The organism is Bacillus sp. FSL W8-0645 (genome assembly GCF_038007905.1).
Classification (GTDB): domain Bacteria; phylum Bacillota; class Bacilli; order Bacillales; family Bacillaceae; genus Bacillus; species Bacillus pumilus.
Genome location: NZ_JBBOYC010000001.1, coordinates 3322246 through 3339409 on the forward strand (window position 1 = coordinate 3322246; position 17164 = coordinate 3339409).

Annotated in this window: 15 protein-coding genes; 2 read left to right on the top strand and 13 right to left on the bottom strand. The window is 41.0% G+C overall.

The window, feature by feature from the left end; translation table 11 throughout:
- Position 1 precedes the first annotated feature (1 nt).
- From tuaG to NST39_RS17350, 12 genes are all read right to left on the bottom strand, one after another.
- On the bottom strand, positions 2-757 hold the full coding sequence (gene tuaG, locus NST39_RS17295; RefSeq protein WP_341029475.1) for a teichuronic acid biosynthesis protein TuaG: 756 nt from the start codon (positions 755-757) through the stop codon (positions 2-4).
- Between the two features lie 23 nt (positions 758-780).
- Positions 781-1458 carry a teichuronic acid biosynthesis protein TuaF gene (gene tuaF, locus NST39_RS17300; protein WP_341029476.1) on the bottom strand — a complete coding sequence of 226 codons (678 nt, stop codon included), beginning with the start codon at positions 1456-1458 and terminating at the stop codon, positions 781-783.
- Positions 1459-1530: 72 nt separating this feature from the next.
- Complete coding sequence (gene tuaE / locus NST39_RS17305; RefSeq protein ID WP_341029479.1) at positions 1531-2988, bottom strand: teichuronic acid biosynthesis protein TuaE; 1458 nt, start codon at positions 2986-2988, stop codon at positions 1531-1533.
- A gap of 39 nt (positions 2989-3027) precedes the next feature.
- The gene (locus NST39_RS17310) at positions 3028-3957 is read right to left on the bottom strand and encodes an NAD-dependent epimerase/dehydratase family protein (protein WP_003212787.1); all 930 of its coding nucleotides are present in this window, start codon (positions 3955-3957) and stop codon (positions 3028-3030) included.
- A 14-nt stretch (positions 3958-3971) separates the two neighbouring features.
- On the bottom strand, positions 3972-5309 hold the full coding sequence (gene tuaD / locus NST39_RS17315; RefSeq protein WP_341029480.1) for a UDP-glucose 6-dehydrogenase TuaD: 1338 nt from the start codon (positions 5307-5309) through the stop codon (positions 3972-3974).
- A 79-nt stretch (positions 5310-5388) separates the two neighbouring features.
- The gene (gene tuaC, locus NST39_RS17320) at positions 5389-6573 is read right to left on the bottom strand and encodes a teichuronic acid biosynthesis protein TuaC (protein ID WP_341029482.1); all 1185 of its coding nucleotides are present in this window, start codon (positions 6571-6573) and stop codon (positions 5389-5391) included.
- On the bottom strand, positions 6570-8021 hold the full coding sequence (tuaB, locus tag NST39_RS17325) for a teichuronic acid biosynthesis protein TuaB (RefSeq protein WP_341029483.1): 1452 nt from the start codon (positions 8019-8021) through the stop codon (positions 6570-6572). The genes tuaC and tuaB overlap by 4 nt, the downstream gene beginning before the upstream one ends.
- An 18-nt stretch (positions 8022-8039) precedes the next feature.
- On the bottom strand, positions 8040-8699 hold the full coding sequence (locus NST39_RS17330; RefSeq protein WP_003213432.1) for a sugar transferase: 660 nt from the start codon (positions 8697-8699) through the stop codon (positions 8040-8042).
- A gap of 199 nt (positions 8700-8898) precedes the next feature.
- Complete coding sequence (locus NST39_RS17335; RefSeq protein WP_408732768.1) at positions 8899-9486, bottom strand: hypothetical protein; 588 nt, start codon at positions 9484-9486, stop codon at positions 8899-8901.
- A 222-nt stretch (positions 9487-9708) separates the two neighbouring features.
- Positions 9709-11199 (bottom strand): N-acetylmuramoyl-L-alanine amidase, encoded by a 1491-nt coding sequence (locus NST39_RS17340; protein WP_341029485.1) that lies wholly within the window; start codon positions 11197-11199, stop codon positions 9709-9711.
- A 15-nt stretch (positions 11200-11214) separates the two neighbouring features.
- Entirely contained in the window at positions 11215-13323 is a 2109-nt protein-coding gene (locus NST39_RS17345; protein ID WP_341029488.1) for a SpoIID/LytB domain-containing protein, read from the bottom strand.
- Positions 13324-13347: 24 nt separating this feature from the next.
- Positions 13348-13671, bottom strand: coding sequence for a hypothetical protein (locus NST39_RS17350; protein WP_003212891.1), 324 nt, complete (start codon positions 13669-13671; stop codon positions 13348-13350).
- A gap of 182 nt (positions 13672-13853) precedes the next feature.
- Between NST39_RS17350 and tagU the strand changes: the two genes are divergently transcribed.
- Positions 13854-14774, top strand: a complete 921-nt coding sequence (gene tagU, locus NST39_RS17355; RefSeq protein ID WP_044140056.1) for a polyisoprenyl-teichoic acid--peptidoglycan teichoic acid transferase TagU — start codon at positions 13854-13856, stop codon at positions 14772-14774.
- An 81-nt stretch (positions 14775-14855) separates the two neighbouring features.
- On the opposite strand, the gene wecB is transcribed toward tagU, so the two are convergent.
- The gene (gene wecB / locus NST39_RS17360; protein ID WP_106067045.1) at positions 14856-15995 is read right to left on the bottom strand and encodes a non-hydrolyzing UDP-N-acetylglucosamine 2-epimerase; all 1140 of its coding nucleotides are present in this window, start codon (positions 15993-15995) and stop codon (positions 14856-14858) included.
- A 269-nt stretch (positions 15996-16264) separates the two neighbouring features.
- Here wecB and galU point away from each other — a divergent pair, with 269 nt between their 5' ends.
- Entirely contained in the window at positions 16265-17146 is an 882-nt protein-coding gene (gene galU / locus NST39_RS17365; RefSeq protein ID WP_034660174.1) for a UTP--glucose-1-phosphate uridylyltransferase GalU, read from the top strand.
- Positions 17147-17164 lie beyond the last annotated feature (18 nt).

The following is a 17164-nucleotide window of genomic DNA, read 5'->3' on the forward strand; positions in this document are numbered from 1 at the left end:
TTTATAAGCGCTTCTTCACAGCATTTGTCGCATAGTGCATAAAACACCAAGACGCTTTGACAAAATGAAGCTGCTCAATTTCTCTGTAGACAAACCACGTTTTTTTCGCTGCTTTCCACTTGTTACTAGAGATGGAGTTCCCAACGATGCGATATTCACTGAGCGGTTCACTCATACCATAGGCTGTAAATCCTCTTTTTAATATAGACAGCCAAGTAGCTAAATCCTGCCTTGTGCGAATGTTCGGCATTTCCACATGTCCTACCTTTTGAAGATCAAGCATGACCGTTAAACAGCCGATAATGGTGTTTTTCAGGGCTTCATTATAGTCTAATCTCGCTGGCGCAGTGACGGTTTTTTCTAATGATTCTCCGTTTTCTGCAATGATGTCATATGCCGTAAATGTAAAGGCGTAATCATTTGTCAGCATGAAGTCTACCTGTTTTTCGAGCTTCGTCTCTTTCCACATATCATCGCTGTCTAAAAAAGCGATAAAGCGTCCTTTTGCCTGTTTGATGGCTGCGTTTCTAGCAAGGGCAGCTCCCCCATTTTCCTCTAAATAAATGACGTTGATTCTGTCGTCCGCTTGACTTAAATCCCCTAATAGCTTTCTAGTTCCATCTGTAGAACAATCATCTGCAATGATCAGCTCCCAATTGGAATAGGTTTGGGCAAGGACGGAATGAACTGTATCCGTTAAATAACGTTCCGCATTATACGCAGGTGTAATGATGGATACTAACGGTTGATTGTTCACCTAGACTCATCTCCAGTTCATCATTAAGATTCTTTGAACACTTCGGGTAAGACCACAAACATGAGCGAGATACTAAAGCCAATGACAAGCCCAAGAAGTGCACGTTTTTTAGCTGACATGCCTTTATTGCCTTCATCAAGTACTTGGGCAGGATCAACAATTTTTGCCTGCTTCATTCCAAGCTTTGTTGACTCCAATTCATATAAGAATCGTTCTTTATCGACTTTGGAATCATTGCTGACCGATTCGTCTTCAAGAGCAGCTAATCTACTTTCAATCACCTGCTGTCTTTTTGTAAATAACGCTTTATCTTGCTTGAGAAATGTATCTGACACCTGCTTCACGACAGTCAAAGCACGATCCTTATCGGCATCCGTGAAAGACAGCTGTAATTGTGTATCCGATTGATTGGTAAGGATGAGACGGGTTTTCACATCCTGTCTTTCTTCTTCTTTCACATCACTGAGTGCTTCGTTTAGAAATGCATCGCTTTTTAATAGAGATGTCACTTCTGCCATATTGTTATACACCCCATCATCATATTTACCGAGAGTGAGGGTAACAGCAGCTGTGTAACTAGACTGCTGCGTCGTTCCTTTAGCAAAAAAGAAACCAAAAACGCCTAATACGACAGGCAGCAGTATGAGCCATACGATGTACTTTTTGATTCGCTTCCCTATCCTAGATATGAAACCAGACATGTTCATTCTCCCAACATTGACGTATTTGCTCTTTCACTAGTGTAGCCATACAAACAAAGCATCACACACGGTTTACCACAGCTTGAGACGTTGTTTGTTTTTCAGCATATTCACCGCTGCGATCACCAGTCCTAAAAATACCCAGTGGAAATATAAATTCGAGACGGAGCTAGGACTGATACTTGAAACGAGAAAGCTCAGCATGGCTGCAAGCAACCCCTCAATGATCATTTTTGCCGATCTTGTGTCAGCCCATTGGTATTGTTTGTACAGTGTGAACATGAGATAGGCGTATACTGAGATATAGCCCAGCATGACTGCAAATCCGAAGTTCGTCATCAATTCCAGCAGCCAATTGTGCACTTCTACGACCTGGTCTGTGTCAAAGATCGAAAAGTGAGCTAAGTAGTAAGACACATTCCCCGCTCCAACTCCGAATCCATATGAATTCGTAAAGAAGTGCCAAGCATTTTTGATTAAATTCGCTCTCGCGATGTTAGACGGGAGTGGTTCACTAAAAGAATGCGCGACCTGAGAAGCGAGAAACAAGTCATAAAAAATCGAATAAATCTTGGCTGAAAAGACAGCGATACCGATGACGACAAGTCCGCTTGCTGCAACGATTGACCACTTTTTGAGAAAACGCGGCAGCAGCAACCACACATAGATCGCCACTCCTGCAAATATCCCAAGCAGACTAGCGCGGGATTCGGTTAACAAAATGAGATACAGCGCTGCGATTGCACCTAATAATCCAAACGCTTTGATATAACCGTTTTTCATTTGACGCATGCATGCTAGATATAAAAAGAAACTAATCGATAAAAACGTTGCAAAGTCATTCTGATTAAAAAAGACAGATGTAGGATAGTGCTGTTTATACACTGGCCCTAGATATAATGAGGTATTCGGTAAATGGTTCAATGTAAAGTGATTATAGAACCCAATCCCCATTACAAACACAGTCATAACAAGCCAAATGCTATAAAAAGTCACCACTTGATCCATTCGCTGAATATACATGACGACTAGAAAGACAAATCCCATCCCCATTGCAAGAAGGGACATATATTTCAGGCCGTATGTGACCGAATGAGCCCAAAGCAGTGAGATGAGCCCGTAAAGAAACCATGCAGCGAAAAAACCAAGAAGTCCTTTGACACGAATCTGCTGCCACTGCGATATGTACGTCCCCTTATCTCTCATCCGCCATATGAATAAAGTAAAGGTGGCGATGAGCATGATACGGTAGAGAAAAAGACTAAAGAATCCTGCACTAATAGAAAAGAACGCGTTGTTGAGAAAGGTCAATGTAATCAAAAGATAGATGGCTGACATGAAGATTTGCTCACCATTCATGTACAGCTTCATCAACACGAGAGCAGCCAACAGGATCAGAAGTATAATCGGAACAGCTACCATCTTCTTTAACCCGACGGGCTGCGCGGATGCCATTTGTACAAGCCCGATCCCTGCTGCAAACAAAATACATCCAATCATGATTTGCCATGCTGTTTGTTTCACACTCATACCCATTTTCCTCCTAAGCAACCCATCCGATTTGAGGGATTAAGCCTTGACTTCCTGTTCATAGTAGGAAATGGTACGAGCCAAACCTTCCTGTAAACTCACAACAGGCTCCCATGCTAAGACTTGTTTCGTTTCCTCATTTGCCAATGTACTATGCACAATATCTCCTGCACGCTGCGGCTTATAAATTGGTTCAAGATGCGACCTCGTCACTCGCTTCATCGTTTGAAATAGCTCATTCACAGTGATCGAAACACCACATGAAATATTTAAACAAACGTTTGATTGAGCTGTTAAAGCCGCAACATTCGCTGCTGCTAGATCACCTACATAGATGAAATCTCGTGTTTGTTCCCCGTCTCCAAAAATGAAAGGAGCCTCATCCTTTGCAAACTTATCAGAGAAAATAGAGACAACCCCGCCTTCGCCAAGTGCATCTTGTCGCGGACCATAAACATTGCTATACCGAAGAATACAATAGTCCACATCATACAGTGATTTTGCCATTTCTAAATATCGCTCTACTGTGAGTTTCGATAAACCATAAGGCGAACCAGGCTTTAGCCGGTGAGCGGTGTCTACTGGCAAATACACTGGATCTCCATAGACAGCTGCTGATGAGGCAAATACCACTTTCTCCACCCCCGTTTCAGCAGCTGCTTTCATGACATTCAGAGACCCTTTGATATTGACCTCTTCGTCATAAACGAAATTCTGAACGGAAACGGCGACACTCACCTGTGCTGCAAGGTGAATGATATAATCCGGTCTTATTTGTTTGATCAAATCGACCGTTTCTGATTTTGTGACATCTGCCTCAATGCATTGAACGGAAAGGTGGTCAATATTTTCCCGAGATCCAGTTGAAAAGTTATCAAGAACGATGGGCTCGTAGCCTTTTTCTAGTAAAGCCTCTACCGTGTGTGATCCAATAAATCCGCTTCCCCCAGTAACCAATACTTTCTTCATCCAAGCTCCCCCTGTTATTGTGCCTTTGATACCAATTCTGCTTCCCATACGCCTGGGCGGCCGATAGACTGGTAAATAAATCCTCTCTCTTTCATTTCTGCTGGATCAAACAAATTCCTTCCATCAATTACAATCGGTGAACGAAGCAGCTGCTTGATTTGATCTTTATCCATCTTCTGTACGTCATCCCATTCTGTTAGGATGAGGCAAGCATCCGTATCTTTTACTGTTTCATACAGGTCATTACTGAAGACAGCCTGCGGGCCAAGTTCTCGTTCTGCTTCTACATAAGCAATCGGATCATAGGCCTTCACAAAAGCACCTAGCTCTCTCAGCATTGGGATAATGTCTAATGCAGGTGCAGAACGCATATCATTCGTATTCGGTTTGAATGCGAGACCTAAAACAGAGATGGTTTTTCCTCTAATATCACCGAATACACTCATCAGTTTGCTGACAAGGTGCGCTCTTTGGTGATTGTTCGTTTCAATCACGGACTCGATCAGCTTGAACCGGTAGCCGGCTGTTTCGGCAATTTTGAGAAGAGCCATCGTGTCTTTCGGGAAACAAGAACCCCCAAATCCAATGCCCGCTTTTAAAAATTTATGCCCGATGCGGCTGTCTAATCCAACGCCTTCGCTAACTTTTTCAACATCAGCGCCCACCCGCTCGCAAATATTCGCAATGTCATTGATGAATGAGATTTTTGTGGCAAGCATGGCATTTGCAGCATACTTAATCATTTCAGCACTTTCTAAGTTGGTCTCCACAACCTCTGTTTGAAACGGGTCATGCAATCTTTTGATGATGGTTGACGCATGGGTGCTTGTTGAGCCGATTACTGCCCGCTCCATATTCATCGTGTCTTGGATGGCAGAGCCTTCTCTGAGGAACTCTGGATTGGATACGACATCAAAAGGGTATTTACTGCGCGATGCTTTTTCGACAATGGCTTGAACGAGCCGGCCTGTTCCAACGGGCACTGTGCTTTTATTGACGATGATTTTATAGCCATTTAGATGTTCACCAATTGTTTGAGCGACAGCTTTCACGTACGTTAAATCTGCTTCCCCCTGTGCTGTCATCGGAGTCCCTACAGCAATATAGATAATTTCTGATTCCCGGATAGTAGCAGGAATATTGGTTGTAAAAAACAGTCTTCCTTCTTCCGTATTTTTTTCAATCAATTCCTTTAAACCCGGTTCATAAATGGGAACGACACCACTTTTTAAGCTGTTGATTTTTGATTCATCGATGTCACAGCAGATGACACGATTTCCGATATCAGCAAAACAAGTACCCGATACTAACCCGACATACCCTGTTCCAATCACAGCAATTTTCTTCAACATTTTTCATCCTCTCAGTAAAAGCATATTGTCCGTTCCAAGCTGTTTATCTATCTATCATTCTTTGCACATTTCATCTTGTTTAAACGATGGATCTTGATTGATGAAGCACCTTTTCATATTGCTGTATGAGCTGCTTCGTATTATTTGCTGATGAATATTCTGTATGAACGATTTGATAAAGATCGTTTTTCACTTGCTCATTCCATCTATTTTCATAAAGGTAGGCGTGAATGGCCTCTTTTAACTGATTTACCGAATGCGGATCAACGAGGAGGTGTTGATAGCTAGAAAATAAGGTTGGGAGACCACCGACTCTTGTCGCAATGACAGGTACTTTTAAAGCGAGTGCCTCCAGAACGACGGTTGGCATTCCTTCACTATAGGATGGGAGTGCAAACAAATCGGCTGCTATTAAATAGTCTTTCACCTGATCATTCGGCACCTGCCCTGGGAGTAGAATGGATGCTCCAGCACGTTCTGTGAGCTCCTTTGCAAGGGGGCCTTTTCCAACAAAAACTGCTTTCACACCATCCAAGCCGCTGACAGCATCAGCTAATTCAAGTAAGCCCTTCTCTTTGACTAATCGTCCGACGAAGACAACGAGCTTGTCGTGAAGGGGTAAGCCTAACTTTTTCCTGATGCCTTGTTGATCTTCTTCCGTTTTAGAAAATGACTGGAGCGGAATACCGAGCGGGAGGCATTTCGCTTCTACCTTTGTCATGTCATGTGTCTTTTTAGCAAGCTCCTCGCTCACCGTCAGAACAGCAGATGCCTGTTTCACCGCCGTTTCAAAGGCTGCATGTGCCCCTTTGCTATAGCTCGGATACACGTTCACATCACTGCCATGTAAGGTCAAAAGATAAGGAATTTGCGTTTTTTTCTGAATCACAGCCGCCGCTCCGCCAGATGGCATCGCAAAGTGCGCATGGATAAAATCTGGTGACAGCTGATAACGCTGCATGGCGCTGAGAACTGTAGAAGCTATTCGTTTACTCGGCTGTGCCCATTTCAGCTGTCCAGGGAGCGCTGTATAGGGCGGCCTGTATACGGTCACTCCGTTTCTCACTTCCTGCTCGGGCAGATCTTTTTTCTGCCGATAGGACGCCTTCAGCATCCGCAAAACCGGTGGATTGACCGGGTTGGGACATATGACGGTCACTTGTATTCCTTGTTTGAGCAGCTCCTGCACTTGCGTTTCATGGAATACGCCTTCACTTGGATGTTTTTCACTAGGATATACACTTGTCAGCCATAGCACCTTCATGACGAACGACCTCTTCTCAATAATTTGCCTGCAACCTGCGGATACATTTTGATGAGCAGCAAGCCATACAATGCTGCGCTGACACAAATCGTCAATCCTAATTGAAGGAAAATGTCGGCTGACGTCAGCTTCATCCCTTGATGGAGGGCTACCGCACAGGCGGCCATCAATAGCGTCATAGCAGCAGGCTTGCCAAGTGATTTCAAATAAACCTTCATATCTAGCTGAATGACATACGCCATGAGCCATCTGCCGACAATGAAGTTGAGCAGGCTGACACCTGAGTAAACCCAAGCTACTGTGAGCAGACTGCCTGTGCTGACACCTACATATAAGGCGCATCCATACACAAGAAGCATCCCCGTATCCCAATAAAAGGCTAAGTCCGCTCTCCCCTTTGCAAGAAGTATTGACCCGTTTGGATTCATCAGCACACGCAGAAGTCCGACAATGCACAATATATTAAGAACCGGAACAGCTACGAGCCATTTCTCGCCAAACACTACTTCTATAAAGCTATCTGATACGGCAGCAAGACCGATTAATAACGGAAAGCTAATCAATGCGAGCATATTCGTCATACTGAGGAAGCCCTCTCGCAGCATGGAGTGATCACGCTGACTTTTTGCGAAAACCGGGAAAGCCACTCTCGTCACGATTGGGTTAATCTTCAGCACGGGGATCGTCACGATTTGATACGCCAAGCTATAAATACCTAACGCTTCTGCTCCAAGAAACCGGCCGATTAAAATCATGTCTATGTTCGATCCTGCTCGATTGACTAGTCTGGATGCGAGCTGGAATGCACCAAATGAGAAAAATTCTTTCACTTCTCCTAATGCAAAAACAGGTGCTGGGCGCCACTTCTTCCAATAAGCTGCGGCATACATAAGCCCTTTTCCTGATTGCAGCAGCACTTGAGAAATGACATAGGCAACAATCGGATTGATGAAGAAGGCCAAAGCGAGTAAAACAATCAGCGATATCATGGTTGCAACGGCTTCAATGGCACTTAATGTTTTAAAGGCTAGGTCCTTTTGCATCATGTATTGGTATTGCTGGCCAATAGGAGCAATCAAAAACATGATTGATAATAGTTTCAGCAACCCCTCCAGCTCTGGCCGGTTATAAAAGGCGGCAATCATCGGGCTAACTAGAATGAGTAAACAGAATAAGACAACTCCAGTGAGTAAGTTGATCCAATATAATGTGGATAATTGACGTTCTGTTGTTTGTTCCTTTTGGATGATCGCTGCCCCGATCCCTAGATCAAGTAAAATCTGCGTAAATATTGTGACAGTTGTGATCATGCCAACGAGTCCAAACTCCTTCAGTGACATCACATTCCCTAAAAAGGCGAACTGTGCAATTTGGATGATCGTAATGATGAATGCGGACAAGCTTGTCCATTTTGCCCCGCCTAGCATGCTTTTTTTCATACTTGCCATTTCTCTTCCCTACTTTACTTATCTGGCTCCGTCACCCGTCATGATGACTTTTAACGTTTTTACCATAATCTTCGTGTCGAGAGAAAATGTCAAGTTTTGAATATAATGTAAGTCGTGTGTTAATTTTTCACTTGGACTCATTTCATATCCTCCATTTACTTGTGCAAGACCTGTCAGTCCCGGCTTGACCGTTAATCTTTTCGTAAAACCTGGAATCGTCCGATTAAATTCTGCGGTAAACATCGGTCTTTCCGGACGCGGACCTACGATACTCATTTCTCCTTTTAACACGTTGATGAATTGAGGGAGTTCATCGATTCTTGTTTTACGAATGAAGGCTCCCACTTTGGTGATACGTGGGTCGTTTTTTTGTGCCCATTTCGCTCCTCCGCTTTCAGCATCGGTTCTCATCGATCTGAGCTTCCATAATTTAAAGTAAACACCGTCTTTCCCGACCCTCTCCTGCATATAAAAGGCTGGTCCCGGTGTTTCCAGCTTAATCAAAAGAGCAAACAGCAAAATGATTGGCGTACTCAACATCAATCCGATGAACGAGAACATTAAATCTATGAAACGTTTTGCAAATAAATAACGAACCATATGTTCTGTTAAAGCAAAAGAGTGGTTTCGTCTCACTTCATATTCCCTATAAAGATTCATCGCTTTCTCTGCACTCACTGACCTGCACCTCACCATTCAAAGTAGTTGTTGTGTAAAGAGATGTTCTATGAAAGTCAGTTTAGCAGAGCAACATTAAGCAAATGTAAATGCGCTGTTAAGTCTTGTAAAACTGTGTTAAGAATGTGCACTTATATCAAGTTATGCCCTTTTCAACGTAAAAAAGACCCGCAATTCTGCGGGTCTCCGGGTCTTTTCTTTATTTTGCTTTAACAGATTCGATCGTTTTTAATCGAAGGGTTCCGTTTGCATCTTTTGTATAAGTGACTTTCACTTTTGATTCTTCTTTTAAGCTGTTCACTTGTTTAGAAAACGTATTTCCGAATTGAATAGCGACTTCTTTGCCATCAATGTTCACAGCAATGGTATGTCCATCAGCCAAGCCGACATATGTGCCTTCCTTGGTGACTTCATTTTTCTTATTTGTTGTTGATTCTTTCTTTGTTTTAGAATCAGTTTTTGATTGTTCCTTAGTAGGTTCTTCTTTTGTGATTTCTTTACTTGAGCTGTCTTTTGCCTCTTCATCAGATTGACCAGATTGCTCTTCTTTTGGAGCAACTGTTTCTTTGCTTTGATCATCTGCTTTTTCATTTGATGACTGATCTTCTGTTTTTTCCTTTTTCTCTGAAGCATTTTCTTTCTTTTGATCAGCTGCTTCGGTTGTTTCCTTTTTGCTGTCATCCTTATTGTTGTCGCTTGATTGATTTGTTGTGCCGCATGCTGTGAGTAGTACACCTAGAAGCAATACTAGGAACGGCATTGTGATTAATTTTTTCAAAATTGTCACCTCTTCATGATTTGTCGATTGGCTGTCGCTTAGATTCACGCGTAAACCATTCACCTTTTATGTTTCAATTATAACAAAGATAACTAGAAATGAAATGTATTTTTAACTTGACACATTATTGATGACCCGATCACTTCATAGACTTTTGAAAAAAGGCTGCCGAGAGACGTTCTCGAGCAGCCTAAGAGGAGTATCTGAGGCACCCCTCATGTTTGTATTTTCTTATCTAAAGTAACCTGACACACCGCTTGAAATGCCTGACGCTAAACGATCTTTATACGTAGCCGATTTCAAGATGTTTGAATCAACTGGACTTGACACAAAACCAGTTTCTAAAAGAACACTCGGCATTTTAGAATATTTAATCACGTAGAATCCAGCTGTTTTCACACCACGGTCTCTTGTACCAAGTGCACTGACCATTTTCGGCTGAATGTTTTGCGCAAGCTTCAAGCTGTTTGCAGACGCATATGTTTTGTCATAATACGTTTCTGTTCCGTTTGCACTGCTGTTATCATTTGAGTTTGCATGGACACTGATGAAGATATCTGCATTTGCTGACGCACCTTTGCTCACTCGTGTTTGAAGACTGTCAAATGTGTCTGATGTTCTTGACATGGTAACAAGTGCACCCGCGTTGTTTAATTTCGTATTTAAACGCTTGGCTACATCTAAATTCAAGTTCTTTTCATATAACCCGTAGCCTACAGCTCCTGAATCATGTGCGCCATGACCTGGGTCAATGAATACTTTTTTCCCGACGACAGGGTTTTTCAATTGTGCTAAAACGTTTGTTGAGATTACATTTGTACCGCCAATTGTACTAAAACTATTTATTTTTTTATTACCTATCGCACTTCTAGTTGCAACGGGTAGACTTTTTTTATTTGTGAACAAGAATGCTTTTCCCTTTTTAGCTGCAATACTTGCGCCTGTTACAGCATCAGCATATGCAAAACCGTTACTGAGATAAGTATTACTTGTACTCATATTATATTTATTTACGATACTTGCTGCCGTATCATAACGAGTTGCACCACCAACACGAGTTGGAGAAGGCAACTGATTATATGTCGTTCTGTTAATTCTTGATTCTCCACCGATTACAATAGTTTGTTTGACCCCTCTACTTTTAATAGTTGATGCTGTAACTTTAACTAAACTTCTATCGTTTGTTAACAAAATTGGATATCCCATTTTAGCAGCATACGGAGAGATTGCTACTGCATCTGCATATGAAAAACCATTTGCAACTATTGCGACACTTGAACTCCTCATTTGTTTTGAAATTAATGAAGCTGTATCATAGCGAGTTTGGCCATAAATTCTCGTTACAGAAATACCCATTTTTTTCATTGTAGTTGCAACATTATTAGAAACTGTGTTTCCACCACCAATGATAATAACCTTTTTTGCTTTTAGATCTTTCAAACCTTTTTTGGTCGCTGCAGACAATGTGTCTTTATTTGTAAATAAAACTGGTGCGTTTTTTTGATATGCAAAAGGCACTGCAGTAAGTGCATCAGCATATGCCGTTTTCCCAACTAACACAACTGTATCAGCTGTTTTCCAACCTGTTTTGGCTGCATTTACTGCTACTGCATAACGTGTACTGCCATCTATTTTCGTTACAGCATTATCAGCCAATATAGTTGGAGTAAACATAAACAGCACTAATAAACTGATAAAAAAAGCTCTAATAGTAGCGTTCATAATCTTCTCCTCCTGTTAATAGTTTGTTAGATTTGTACCTGGATAGTAGAACGAAAGTATGGAAGAATATGAGTTTCCAGATTCTGCTCTAGCTTTGGCACCGTATTGGCTCATGCCAATGCCGTGACCATATCCTTTTCCTGAAATCGTAAAGTCATTTGTATTGTTTTTGACTGACGCAAATGTGCTTTTCACCTTTGTTGCGCCCATGATGGATCTAAACTCGGTCATCTTCATACTTGCCGTTGTATTTTTGTTTACTGCATATGTGCCTGTTTTATTTTTCAGATGATATGTCAGCTTGATTGATACCGTCTTCGCACGTTGGCCTTTTGTTTTTCCTGAGAACGTCAGGCTTGAGATGGATGCAATCTTCATATCAGATGCAGCTGTTTCTTTGTTTTTGAGCAGCCATGATTTGAGACCAGCAAGATCCGTTGCATTTGTCTCTTTTGCCTTAGACCACTGAGATGCTGCTGTGCTAGCAGTCAATGTGGTGCCTAGCTGTTTTTTAGAGAGTTTTAGTGTCCATGCATTGACCGGATCTTTTGTATCCTTTTTGGCCACTAAGTACGGCAGTGCATTTGCCCACACTTCTTCACTTGCCTCTGTATATCCGCCATTACTAGAATAATAGGTGGCTGAAATGAGCTGATTGTTGTATTTCAGTACTTTCCCTTTTGTGGCATCGACAGCTTTTGTCGAATTCGTGTACCAGTTATATCCTCCATATACTTGGAAGGCAGTTGTATCAGGTACGACTTTTCCAATACTTTTCACTGAATACGTTCTAGCGGCCACTGCCTGTGCTTTTAGCGCTTCAACATGCCAGCTTGCAGGCATTTCATTTGGTACCACGCCTTTTAGATAGTCTTCAAATGGGATATTTTCGAGAGTCGGCCTGATATAACCTGATTCAATTGCAAAGTTGACGTTGCCTAAGTACGGCTTCCCTGCAATTTGAAGGATATTACTCGTTGAATATTTCTCAGGAACAACTCTTACATTGTTATACGTCTTTATGCCTTTTAATGAAATTTTTCCGTTAGAAATATTCAATTGGTATGGTGTGTTTGTTTGAAGATAAAATTCATTAGCTAATTTCTTTTGAACCTTTTCCGTTACGGCACCCGTTCCACCAGCTATGTGAAATGAGTATGTTCCTTTTTCTTTGAGAATGTTTTTTACAGGAGTCGTTATATCATCTTTTTTAATTAACACCATAGGGCTATTATTCTTTGCAGCTATTAACGAAAGCGGAATTGCATCTGAAAAGGATGAGCCTCTTGCTAAGTAAATCTTTTTTGCTCCCATATTTAATTTCTTAACTATATTTGCAGCAACATCATATCGAGTCATTCCGTCAATACGTGTAACACTTGATGTTTTTTTGATTTGTTTTTCCACACTTTTACCTACTGCATTCTCTCCACCAATTATCATTACTTTTTTAGGAAGTGAATAATTAGGCAACTTAGATTTAGGTGTGAGTAAGATTGGGTAACCATTCCTAGCCGCATAAGGTGCAATAGCTGCTCCATCTGCAAAAACTCTTCCAGTTACCACAATTGCCTGACTATATGTACCCATTTCCTTAGCAATATTTTTGGAAACATCGTATCGAGTAGCCCCACTAATTCTCTTGATTTTTCCATATTTCTTTAAGGCTGTTTCTGTTTTTGTTGATATAACAGAAGTTCCACCAATAATTAATATATTATCAGGATTCATTTTTTTTATTTGTGATTCTGTCGCCTTAGTTAAAACTGATTTTTCTGTATAAAGAATTGGTGCATTTAATTTATAAGCCAGTGGTGCGACTGAGATAGCATCTGAAAATGCATCTTTATTTACAACAACTATTGTTGCAGGTTTCTTCCAACCATTCGAAGCAATGAGATTAGCAGTATCATATAAAGTCTTACCAGCATATCGTTGGACTGTTGAGACATTGTTACCAACTACTTTATAAGCACCAGTAGTGGATACGCTTAAACTTTTTTCATTACCCACGTAATTTGACAATTTAACTGAAATTACAGAGCTTGACGCAAACATTTGCATTGGTTGAAGAGAAACTGTCAACATAAAAAGTACAATAATTGATAAAATCATTTTCTTCAATTTTATTCATCCCGCCCATCTTTTTTACTTCTGTTTTTCAATCTTTTGAATTTCCTTTTGACCACTGTCATTGATAAAGTAAGAGATTTCTACTTTGTCTCCTGGTTTGAATTCATTTAACACATCTTTAAAATTATCCGTAAATTCATAGCTTAAGGTCGTATTCACTTTTTTCACTTCGACTGTATGTGCATCAGCCATTCCAATAAATTCAGCTTTTTCTTCCAGCACCTGAGGAGTTGAACTGCTTGTGTTGTTTTCTCCCGAGGACTGCTCAGCCGTTCCACATGCTGTGAGCACGATACCAAGTAGTAGTATTAAGAACGGTAAAACGACGATTTTCTTCATTTTTTTCACCTCATGTCTTTGTATCGTCTTATAACTTAATATTTTAAGGTAAATTTAAGGTTTTTTGAAACCTTTTTTTTGTTACAACGTCTATATATAGGTTCAGAGTAAAAAAATAACTTGTTTATCAAGATTCGTAAACCTATAATCATGGAAGAATCATAGAAAAGGTGAGGGACATTATGAGAGCTGAAAGAAAACGAAAGAAGAAAAAGGTTCTTTGGATTGTTTTATCGATTATTGGCTTATTCGTATTAGCAACTGGCGGATATGCATATCATCTTTGGAATACAGCAGCTTCAACCGTGGCAGGCATTCAGGAGAATTTAAAGAAGTCAGATAAGCGTGACAAAGATGTCGATTTAAATAAGAAAGACCCGATTTCTATTTTAGTCATGGGTGTTGACGAAAGAAAAAATGACCGAGGCCGTGCGGATACATTAATATACATGACCGTTAACCCAAAAACCAAAACGACTGAGATGGTGAGTATCCCGCGTGATACGTATACGAAAATTGTCGGAAAAGGCACAATGGATAAAATTAACCACTCCTATGCATTCGGCGGCACACAAATGGCAGCTGATACTGTAGAGGAATTGCTTGATGTACCTGTTGATTACTTCGTGAAAGTCAATATGGAAAGCTTTAAGGATATTGTCGATACAGTTGGTGGTATTACAGTGAACAGCACATTTGCTTTCAGCTATGATGGTCATTCATTTGGTACAGGAGAAATTAATCTAAATGGCGATCAAGCCCTTGCCTACACAAGAATGAGAAAACAAGATCCAAAGGGTGACTTCGGACGTCAGCAAAGGCAGCGTCAAGTCATTGAAGGCATCATTGCTAAAGGGGCAAACATTTCATCTATTACGAAGTTCGGCGATATGTTCAAAGTCGTGGAAAACAATATGAAGACCAACATGTCATTTGATGATATGTGGACGATGATGAATGACTACCGTGACGCAAGACAGCGTGTGAAGCAGCACGAGCTGAAAGGAACGGGAGCACGCATCAATAATATCTATTATTATCAGCTTGATGATAGCAGTTTGGCTAAAGTGAAGAAGGAATTGAAGGACAGTTTGGAGCAGTAAAAAAAGACTACATGACTGTAGTCTTCAGATTGTTGACAAAGGGCTAAAATGGTTTTTATTTTAGCTCTTTGTCTTCTTTTTTTATGATTTAAATGGGGCAGGTTTTTCTTCACTTAATCCAAATCGATGGAGGAGCTCCTCGACAATTCGTCTCGATGCTTGTCCGTCACCATAAGGGTTAGACGCCTTCGACATGCTGTCATACTCCTTCTGATCTACTAGCAGCTCTTTAGCCATTTTGTAAATGGTCTCTTCATCCGTACCTGCAAGCTTAAGTGTGCCGGCTTTCACGCCTTCTGGACGTTCTGTTGTATCACGGAGCACTAAAACTGGCTTCCCTAGAGAAGGCGCCTCCTCTTGTACACCGCCAGAATCCGTTAAGATAAAGTGCGAAGCGGCAGCAAAGTTATGGAAATCAACGACTTCAAGCGGTTCAATTAAGTGTACACGATCGAGACCGCTAAATTCTGTCTGAGCTGCATCACGTACGGCAGGGTTTAAATGAACAGGATAAACGACCTGAACATCTTCAAACTCTTCTACAACACGTCTAATGGCTCTAAACATATTTTTCATCGGCTGGCCGAGATTCTCTCTGCGGTGGGCCGTTAACAAAATCATTTTATCCGTGCCTATTTTCTCTAAAATAGGGTGCTGATAATGCTCAGTAACTGTAGTTTGCAGGGCATCAATCGCTGTATTCCCTGTCACACAAATGGTCTCTTCTTTTTTATTTTCAATTAAAAGATTCTGCTTCGCTTCCTCTGTAGGAGAGAAATGAATATCGGCAATAGTGCCTGTCATTTGACGGTTCAATTCCTCTGGGAAAGGCGAATACTTATTGTGTGTTCTCAATCCTGCTTCGACGTGCCCAACTGAAATTTGGTGATAAAATGCTGCCAAGCTTCCTGCAAAGGTTGTTGTAGTATCCCCATGGACTAGGACAATATCAGGTTTTTCTTCTTGGAATAATTGGTCTAGCTTTAACAGTGCATTTGATGTGATTTCAGATAATGTCTGGCGCTGCTTCATGATGTTTAAATCATGATCTGGCGTAATTGAAAAAGCCTCAAGAACTTGATCAAGCATTTCTCTGTGCTGGGCTGTCACAGTGACAATCGAATTTATCTGTGGATGTTTATTTAATTCAAGGACAAGTGGTGCCATTTTGATCGCTTCAGGTCTAGTACCGAAAATAGTCATTACATTTAGTTTTTTCACTTGTTTAATCCTCTTTCCTAGTATAGTACTTTCAATTATACACAATTTGGAGGATAAATTTAATGGTATAAAAAAAGAAATTTACATTGAATTAACGTTAAATTTCTCTTTCCTTTACATTTAACATATAAAATATGAATTATCTAAAATTCATTTTAGTGAAATCATTTGTCTTTCCTATGATTTGTAAGTTACACTTTAAACAGATGACCAAGAACAAACATTGAGTGATTAAATCGTTTATCTATGTAAGGAAGGTGCAAAGTTCATTGAAAAAAGTACGTAAAGCCATTATACCAGCTGCAGGTCTTGGGACACGTTTCCTCCCTGCAACAAAAGCTATGCCTAAAGAAATGCTGCCAATCGTTGATAAACCAACCATTCAATATATTATTGAAGAAGCTGTTGAATCAGGAATTGAAGACATTATTATCGTCACTGGAAAAGGAAAAAGAGCCATTGAGGATCATTTTGATTTTGCACCAGAGCTAGAGCGCAACCTAGAGGAAAAAGGGAAAAGCGAGCTTCTAGAAAAGGTGAGAAAATCCTCTAACATTGCTGACATTCATTACATACGTCAAAAGGAACCTAAAGGACTGGGACACGCCGTTTGGTGCGCACGCAACTTTATTGGTGATGAACCTTTCGCCGTTTTATTAGGTGATGATATTGTTCAAGCCGAAACACCTGGGCTTCGCCAGCTGATGGATGAATACGAAAAGACCCTTTCATCTGTGATCGGTGTTCAGCAGGTAGCAGACAGCGATACGCATCGCTACGGGATCATCGACCCTCTTACACAAGAAGGACGCCGCTACCAAGTGAAAAACTTTGTGGAAAAGCCGCCGCAAGGTACAGCACCATCCAATCTAGCAATATTAGGACGTTACATTTTCACGCCAGAGATCTTTATGTACCTTGATCAGCAAGAAATTGGTGCAGGTGGGGAAATTCAACTGACAGATGCCATTCAAAAGCTGAATGATATCCAGCGTGTATTCGCCTATGATTTCGAAGGAAAACGATACGATGTTGGTGAGAAGCAAGGCTTCATCGAGACGACTCTCGAGTTTGCCCTTCAAGATGAGGATCTGAAAAAGAAACTCATTCCATTTATGAAACAGCTTCTCGAAAAAGAAGAAGTGAATTAAAAAAAGCTGCCGGAATCG